Origin of the sequence: Kitasatospora sp. NPDC059803 (genome assembly GCF_042732255.1) — a bacterium.
Lineage (GTDB): Bacteria > Actinomycetota > Actinomycetes > Streptomycetales > Streptomycetaceae > Kitasatospora.
Genome location: NZ_JBHWIJ010000241.1, coordinates 7,850 through 13,503 on the forward strand (window position 1 = coordinate 7,850; position 5,654 = coordinate 13,503).

Here is a 5,654-nt window from a genome sequence, read left to right on the forward strand (position 1 = left end):
CCCCCCGCCCCCCCCCCCCCCGCCGGCGCGGGGCCCCCCCCCCCCGCACCCCGCCCGCGGGCCGCCCCCCGGGCGGCGCCCCCCCCTCAGGCCACTGCTACGGAACTCAGGCAGCGACGACGGCGACGTCGAGGTTGGCCTGGACGTCGGCGTGCAGCTTGACCGAGACCTTGTGGGTGCCCACGGTCTTGATCGGCGAGGCGATCGCGACGGCGCGCTTGTCCACGGCCGGGCCGCCGGCGGCCTTGATGGCCTCCACGACGTCGGCCTGGGTCACCGAACCGAACAGACGGCCGGCGTCACCCGAGCGAACGGCCAGCTTGACCTGGACGCCCTCGAGCTTGCCCTTGACCTCGTTGGCGGCCTCAAGGGTCTGGATCTCGTGGATCTTGCGGGCGCGACGGATCGCGTCGACGTCCTTCTGGCCGCCCTTGGTCCAGCGGATGGCGTAGCCACGCGGAACCAGGTAGTTGCGGGCGTAGCCGTCCTTGACCTCGACGACCTCGCCGGCGGAGCCGAGACCCGGCACCTCGTGCGTGAGGATGATCTTCATTACTTGGTCACCCTCTCTTAGCGCGCGGTGCTGGTGTAGGGCAGCAGCGCCATCTCACGGCTGTTCTTCACGGCCGTGGCGACGTCACGCTGGTGCTGGGTGCAGTTGCCGGTGACCCGGCGGGCACGGATCTTGCCACGGTCGGAGATGAACTTCCGCAGCAGGTTCGTGTCCTTGTAGTCAACGTAGTTGACCTTGTCCTTGCAGAAGACGCAAACCTTCTTCTTCGGCTTGCGAGCAGGCGGCTTCGCCATTGTGTGCTCCATTTGGGGTTCACGGCCCGGCCTGCGTCCTCAGGACGCCGGCGGCCGGGCCGCACGAAATCTGTCAGCTCTTAGAACGGAGGCTCTTCCGAGAAGCCGCCACCGGACGGGGCGCCCCAGCTGCCGCCGCCCTGTTGGCCGCCGGACGGAGTGCTGGACGCCCACGGGTCGTCGGAGGGGCCGGACTGGCCGCCGCCGCCGGAGTTTCCACCCCAGCTGCCGCCGCCGCCCTGCTGGCCGCCACCGCCGCCCCAACCGCCCTGCTGGCCACCGCCGCCGCCCTGCTGGCCGCCGAAGCCGCCACCAGAGCCGCCGGGGCCACCGGACCGGTTGGCCCGGGTGACCTTCGCGGTCGCCGAGCGCAGGCTCGGGCCGACCTCGTCGACCTCGACCTCGAAGACCGTCCGCTTCTCGCCTTCCTTGGTCTCGTAAGACCGCTGGCGCAGTCGGCCCTGCACGATGACGCGCATGCCGCGCTGCAGCGACTCGGCCACGTTCTCCGCCGGCTGCCGCCAGACGTTGCACGTGAGGAAGAGGCTCTCGCCGTCCTTCCACTCGTTCGTCTGACGGTCGAAGGTGCGGGGGGTGGACGCGATACGGAACTTCGCGACCGCCGCACCCGACGGGGTGAAGCGCAGCTCGGGGTCGTCGACGAGATTGCCGACGAGGGTGATGACGGTCTCGCCTGCCATGGTGGTGATGACCTCTCGGGAAGATGTCCGTTCACCGCTGTTTCACGTGAAACAGCGGACGCGAGCTACCCGAGACCCGAAGGCCTCAGAGGTGGCTCAGTGGGTGTCCGGGCGCAGGACCTTGGTCCGCAGAACCGACTCGCTCAGGCCCATCTGGCGGTCGAGCTCCTTGACGACCTCAGGCGTGGCCTTCAGGTCGATGACCGAGTAGATGCCCTCGGACTGCTTGTTGATCTCGTAAGCCAGACGGCGACGACCCCAGGTGTCGACCTTCTCCACCTTGCCGCCGGCGTTCCGGACGACGGTGAGGAAGTTCTCGATCAGGGGGGAGACAGCGCGCTCCTCGACCGAGGGGTCGAGGATGACCATCACCTCGTAGTGACGCATGGGTAACCCACCTCCTTTGGACTCAACGGCCACGGTCTCTCCGTGGCAGGAGGGTTGTGCAGCGTCGGCACCGGAGCAGTGACGACACCGGCCACCGTAGCGGCCGGGTCCGACAATCGGGCCCCGCTCACCCGACAGGGTGGTCGCCCGGAAGAGGGCGCAAGGGGGCACAACTACACCAGTGCAGACGGCACAGCCTACCCGCACCCGGACGGCCGAACAAAACGCATAGGGGTTGTGAGACCGGCCCAACCGCCGCAATCTGGACGGAACGGGATTCCTGCCCGTTCGTCTCCACGCCAGGAGGTGGGACTCATGGCCCAGTCCGTCCACCGCATGCCCGCGCTCACACTGAACACCGACGGCCACCCGCACCCCCGCGAGAACGCCCTGGTGGGCCTCACCGCCGTGCTGGGCGTGATCGCCTTCACCACCTCGTTCTTCCACAACCTGCACCTGCTGACCTCGTGGACCGGCCTGTTCGGGATCATCACGGGGCTGCTCGGCATGTTCGTCTCGGTCACCACGGCCGAGCGCTTCGTGCTGATGATCACGCTCGGCGCCTCCGCCATCGGCTTCTACCTCGGCATCGCCCGCGGCGGCCTCTGGGGCTGAGCCGCCCCGGTCGCACCGTTCCGGAACCCTCGGCGCCCCCGTGGCGTATCTGCAAGGAGACAGGTACGCGACGGGGGCGCCGTCGCGCCCGCAGCGGCGGGTGCCCGGGCCCCGGACGATAGGGTCAGCCCGAGAACCTGGGCCCACCGCAGCCCGACCGACGAGGAGCACCGAGCAATGAGCCTGCGCCTGAGGACGATCACCCGCGAGGAGCACCTCGCCTTCATCAGGAGCCGCGCCTCGGCCAGCCACATGCAGGTGCCGTCGTGGGGCGACGTGAAGGCCGAGTGGCGCTCGGAGTCGATCGGCTGGTTCGACGAGGCCAACCAGCTCGTCGGCGCCGGCCTGGTGCTCTACCGGCAGCTGCCCAAGCTCAAGCGCTACCTCGCCTACCTGCCCGAGGGCCCGGTCATCGACTGGTTCGACCGGGACCTCGACCGCTGGCTCTCCCCGATGCTCGCCCACCTCAAGTCGCAGGGCGCGTTCTCGGTCAAGATGGGCCCGCCGATCGTCATCCGCCGCTGGAACGCCCCCACCATCAAGGAGGCCATCGCCGGCAAGCAGGCCAAGCGCCTGCGCGACGTCGAGGCCGACTGGTACGAGGCGCGCGCCTTCGAGGTGGCCGACCGGCTGCGCAAGGCCGGCTGGCTGCAGGGCGAGGACGGCGGCGCCGGCTTCGGCGACGTCCAGCCGCGCTACGTGTTCCAGGTGCCGCTGGCCAACCGCTCGCTGGACGACATCCACAAGAACTTCAACCAGCTCTGGCGCCGCAACATCAAGAAGGCCGAGAAGAGCGGCGTCGAGGTGTACCAGGGCGGCTACGACGAGCTGCCGATCTTCCACCAGCTCTACCTGGTGACCGCTGAGCGCGACAAGTTCACCCCGCGCCCGCTGTCCTACTTCCAGCGGATGTGGAAGGCCCTCACCGCCGAGGACCAGAACCGGATGCGGCTCTACATCGCCTACCACGACGGCGAGCCGCTGGCCGCGACCACGATGCTGGTGGTCGGCGAGCACGTCTGGTACTCCTACGGCGCCTCGGCCAACCACAAGCGCGAGGTCAAGCCGTCCAACGCGATCCAGTGGCGGATGATGCGCGACTCCTACGCGCTCGGCGGCGGCGTGTACGACCTGCGCGGCATCAGCGACACCCTGGACGAGAACGACCACCTGTTCGGCCTGATCCAGTTCAAGGTCGGCACCGGCGGCCAGGCCGCCGAGTACCTCGGCGAGTGGGACTTCCCGCTCAACAAGCTGCTGCACAAGGCCCTCGACCTCTACATGTCCCGCCGCTGAGGAGGCTGACCCGATGACGCTGTCGCTCTACCTCGACACCGAACGCTGGCGCACCCACCAGCGCTCCGTCCTCGCCGAGTTCCCCGGCCTGGTGCCGGTCGCCAAGGGGAACGGCTACGGCCTGGGCAACCACCGGCTGGCCGAGGAGGCGACGCTGCTGGGCACCGGTGTGCTGGCCGTCGGCACCGCGTACGAGGCGGCCGACGCCGCCGAGTGGTACGGCGGCGAGCTGCTGGTGCTCACCCCGTACCGGGTCGGCGAGGAGGCGCTGCCGCTGCCGCACGCCCGGGTGATCCGGACGGTGGCGAACCTGGACGCGCTGCGGGCGCTGCGCGGCGCCCGGGTGGTGGTGGAGTGCATGACCTCCATGCGCCGCCACGGGGTGAGCGCCGCCGACCTCACGGCCGTCGCCGCCGAGCTGGACGGCGTCGCCTTCGAGGGCCTGGCGCTGCACCTGCCGATGGACCGGCCGGACGGCTCCAGCCCGACCGAGGAGGTCGTCCACTGGGTGGACACCGCCCGGGCGGCCGGGGTGCCGGTGCACACCGTGTACGTCAGCCACCTCGGCGCGGCCGGCATGGAGCAGCTGGCCCAGCGCTACCCGGACATCGTCTTCCGGGCCCGGATCGGCACCCGGCTCTGGCTGGGCGACCACGGCGCGCTGGAGGTCCGGGCCACGGTGCTGGACGTCACCCCGGTGAAGAAGGGCGACCGCTACGGCTACCGCCAGCACCCGGCGCCGGCCGACGGCCACATCGTGGTGGTGGCCGGCGGCACCGCGCACGGCATCGGCCTGGAGGCGCCCAAGTACGTGCAGACCATGGCCTCCCGGGCCAAGGGCATCGCCCGGGCCGGCCTGGCGACCGTCAACAAGACCAAGTCGCCGTTCCACTGGGCCGGCAAGCAGCTCTGGTTCGCCGAGCCGCCGCACATGCAGGTCTCGCTGCTGTTCCTGGACGGCGAGACCAAGCCCCCCGCGATCGGCGAGGAGCTCGGCCTCCAGGTCCGGCACACCACCACGCACTTCGACCGCGTGGTGGACCGCTAGAAGGCTGATGAAGATCTTGGGTTGATCCGGGCCGTGCTGTCAGGTGGTGGCCTGGATTTGCCAGGTCGTGCCGTTGTGGGCGAGTCCGAGGTTGAGCAGGGTTCGCAGGTTGAGGGCGGCTGCGCGGGTGTGGAGCCAGGTGTTGTTCTTGATGGTTCCTCGGTAGCGCAGGCGGCGGCTTCGGTGTCCGACGAGCCAGGCCACGGCTCGTTCGACCGGGGGTCGCCATCGGCGGTAGGCGGCTTGCCAGGCGGGGTCGGCGGCTTGTCGGCGGGCGGTGTGCTGGAGGTCGTAGCCGGGTTGGATCCGAAGGGTCCTGCCGGTCTTGGAGGCGGTGCACCGCTCGCGGAGCTGGCAGCCGGTGCAGCGGTCACCGAAGGCCGCCGAGCGGGGTGTGTCGGGGCCGCGGTCGGGTGAGAGCGGGACGGCGCGGCCGGCGGGGCAGGTGACCGTCCCGCCGGCGGTGTCGATCCGGAAGTCGTCGAGGACGAAACCGCCCGCGATGGCGGGTCGTTGAGGGGCGGGCTTGAAGAACAGGCGGTGTCCTGCGTCGCCGAGGGCCTGGCGGGCGCCCCCGGTGGAGTAGGCGGTGTCGCCGAACGCGTCCACCGGCTCGTCCTCGCCCGCGAGCAGGCTCTCGGCGACGGCGGCTTCGTGGTGCCGGGGTCCTGCGCCCGGGGTGAGCTCGACCTCGGTGTAGATCGTGGTCTCGGGCTCGATGGCGAGGTGGGCCTTGTATCCGTCCTGGTAGTGGGTGCGGGTCTTGTGGACGTGTCGGGCGTCGGGGTCGACGGTGGAGA

8 protein-coding genes are annotated in these 5,654 nt (G+C 70.4%); 3 read left to right on the top strand and 5 right to left on the bottom strand.

Going from position 1 to position 5,654, the window contains the following annotated elements; all coding sequences use genetic code 11:
• Positions 1–106: 106 nt before the first annotated feature.
• The 4 genes from rplI to rpsF all read right to left on the bottom strand — a co-directional run bounded on the left by rplI (position 107) and on the right by rpsF (position 1,895).
• A complete protein-coding gene (gene rplI, locus ACFV6I_RS29695; protein ID WP_063348488.1) occupies positions 107–553 on the bottom strand; it encodes a 50S ribosomal protein L9 in 447 nt (148 codons plus the stop codon).
• Between the two features lie 17 nt (positions 554–570).
• Positions 571–807 (bottom strand): 30S ribosomal protein S18, encoded by a 237-nt coding sequence (gene rpsR, locus ACFV6I_RS29700; protein WP_030304537.1) that lies wholly within the window; start codon positions 805–807, stop codon positions 571–573.
• A gap of 80 nt (positions 808–887) precedes the next feature.
• A complete protein-coding gene (locus tag ACFV6I_RS29705; protein WP_063348487.1) occupies positions 888–1,508 on the bottom strand; it encodes a single-stranded DNA-binding protein in 621 nt (206 codons plus the stop codon).
• A gap of 96 nt (positions 1,509–1,604) precedes the next feature.
• Positions 1,605–1,895, bottom strand: coding sequence for a 30S ribosomal protein S6 (gene rpsF, locus ACFV6I_RS29710; protein ID WP_063348486.1), 291 nt, complete (start codon positions 1,893–1,895; stop codon positions 1,605–1,607).
• A gap of 315 nt (positions 1,896–2,210) precedes the next feature.
• Here rpsF and ACFV6I_RS29715 point away from each other — a divergent pair, with 315 nt between their 5' ends.
• The 3 genes from ACFV6I_RS29715 to ACFV6I_RS29725 all read left to right on the top strand — a co-directional run bounded on the left by ACFV6I_RS29715 (position 2,211) and on the right by ACFV6I_RS29725 (position 4,854).
• The gene (locus ACFV6I_RS29715) at positions 2,211–2,510 is read left to right on the top strand and encodes a hypothetical protein (protein ID WP_063348485.1); all 300 of its coding nucleotides are present in this window, start codon (positions 2,211–2,213) and stop codon (positions 2,508–2,510) included.
• Between the two features lie 177 nt (positions 2,511–2,687).
• Entirely contained in the window at positions 2,688–3,806 is a 1,119-nt protein-coding gene (locus tag ACFV6I_RS29720; RefSeq protein ID WP_063348484.1) for a peptidoglycan bridge formation glycyltransferase FemA/FemB family protein, read from the top strand.
• Between the two features lie 13 nt (positions 3,807–3,819).
• Positions 3,820–4,854, top strand: coding sequence for an alanine racemase (locus ACFV6I_RS29725; RefSeq protein WP_063348483.1), 1,035 nt, complete (start codon positions 3,820–3,822; stop codon positions 4,852–4,854).
• Positions 4,855–4,893: 39 nt separating this feature from the next.
• On the opposite strand, the gene ACFV6I_RS29730 is transcribed toward ACFV6I_RS29725, so the two are convergent.
• A partial coding sequence (locus ACFV6I_RS29730) for a transposase (RefSeq protein WP_380428618.1) occupies positions 4,894–5,654 on the bottom strand: 761 nt, incomplete at its 5' end.

Bases quoted from the DNA above. Each gene is read 5' to 3' on its own strand.
- rplI (WP_063348488.1), bottom strand. From the start codon at position 553: ATGAAGATCATCCTCACGCACGAGGTGCCGGGTCTCGGCTCCGCCGGC.
- rpsR (WP_030304537.1), bottom strand. From the start codon at position 807: ATGGCGAAGCCGCCTGCTCGCAAGCCGAAGAAGAAGGTTTGCGTCTTC.
- ACFV6I_RS29705 (WP_063348487.1), bottom strand. From the start codon at position 1,508: ATGGCAGGCGAGACCGTCATCACCCTCGTCGGCAATCTCGTCGACGAC.
- rpsF (WP_063348486.1), bottom strand. From the start codon at position 1,895: ATGCGTCACTACGAGGTGATGGTCATCCTCGACCCCTCGGTCGAGGAG.
- ACFV6I_RS29715 (WP_063348485.1), top strand. From the start codon at position 2,211: ATGGCCCAGTCCGTCCACCGCATGCCCGCGCTCACACTGAACACCGAC.
- ACFV6I_RS29720 (WP_063348484.1), top strand. From the start codon at position 2,688: ATGAGCCTGCGCCTGAGGACGATCACCCGCGAGGAGCACCTCGCCTTC.
- ACFV6I_RS29725 (WP_063348483.1), top strand. From the start codon at position 3,820: ATGACGCTGTCGCTCTACCTCGACACCGAACGCTGGCGCACCCACCAG.